We start from the raw sequence: 1,241 nt of genomic DNA, 5'->3' as shown, positions 1-1,241 counted from the left end.
TGGCAGACTGAACGCATCTCTGTCTCGTGTGGCGTCGCACAAAATGTTCACACGAGGGAATGTGAACCGGCTCACTGAGACACAGACGCCGCCTCACGGCGACCTGCGCGTAACAGGAGGATACCAAGGGCGACGAACCAGACGATTTGGGTGAGGCCGAAGATACCCCCACCGATTTCACCGAGGGCTGGGATGGCCGAAAGGACGCCCGCTGTCCCGACCACGAGGCCGAAGTAGTTTACCAGTCGGTGGAGCGCTCGCGTCCGTAACGCGACGACGCTCACGAGTAACGTCCAGAGGCCGCCGACTATCTCGTTTCCGCCGCCCAATCCCTCGATGACCGGGCTGACTGCCAGCCAGACTGTGGTCGCTTGCGTCGGGTCTGTACTGTAGAGGTCGACGACGACGCCAATCGCGAGCGTGGCGACCATCCCGCTGGCGATAACCAGCCCGGCCCAAATCAGCCCGAATGCGGTCGTCGCCCGCATCAGTATCGGTGCGTCAGTCTTGAGACGCTCGTGAAGCGCCATTACAAGCGCAACCAAGACGATACCAAAGACTACGTAGATGAGCAGGTACATCGCGTACAGACTGGTCTCGTTTGCGACGAACAGTTCGATTTGTTGGAGTGGTCCGGCAACGCTCGCAAAATCGAGAATCAGGAGGAAGTACACGATGCCAGCCACGTAGATGGCTGCCTCAATCAGTGCGGCGAAACCCCCGACCGTCAGATAGTTCCACCGCTTCACTACCGGCGATTGATCGATTTCAGCCGTAGCTTGTCTCGTTGTTGATGCCATTATTTCTCGTCAGAATTGCATTGCCCGCTGAGGAGATAGCCGTATCGTACACGCTCTCGCACGGGAGAACGTCCCTCTTGACAATCACCCTGTGGTGTACCGGCCTGTGTGAATGCCGGTGTCTTGCACTCGTCGATGGGTGTGGCGACTCAGCGACCAACGTCGTGTCGTCCGCGCGACGAACAGAGACGTTCTCGTAGTAGACGTATCTTCCCGATGCGTGCATTGTCTTCAGGGTGGCGTCGACAACCCATCACCAACAGCGGAATTCAGGAGAGTCAATTCCCGCAGACAGCGTTCGAAAACGTGGTCTCGTCGGTCGTTAGAGGCCAGCGACGTCTTCGATGGCGTCGGTCAGTTCTTTGATGGACTCAACGTCGTGTTCACCCATGTGACCGATGCGGAACGTCTTCTCGCCGAGTGCCGACCCGTACCCGTTCG

1 protein-coding gene and 1 pseudogene are annotated in these 1,241 nt (G+C 58.3%); both read right to left on the bottom strand.

Going from position 1 to position 1,241, the window contains the following annotated elements:
- Positions 1 to 71 precede the first annotated feature (71 nt).
- Positions 72 to 749, bottom strand: coding sequence for a DUF4386 family protein (locus AUR66_RS17090; RefSeq protein WP_058573383.1), 678 nt, complete (start codon positions 747 to 749; stop codon positions 72 to 74).
- 373 nt (positions 750 to 1,122) lie between these two features.
- Positions 1,123 to 1,241, bottom strand: a pseudogene (locus AUR66_RS21440) (alanine--glyoxylate aminotransferase family protein); the annotation flags it as partial.

It is taken from the genome of Haloferax profundi (assembly GCF_001469865.1).
GTDB classification, from domain to species: Archaea; Halobacteriota; Halobacteria; order Halobacteriales; family Haloferacaceae; genus Haloferax; species Haloferax profundi.
The sequence above is the reverse complement of the archived record's forward strand: the minus strand, read 5'-3'. Positions and strand labels throughout refer to the sequence as shown.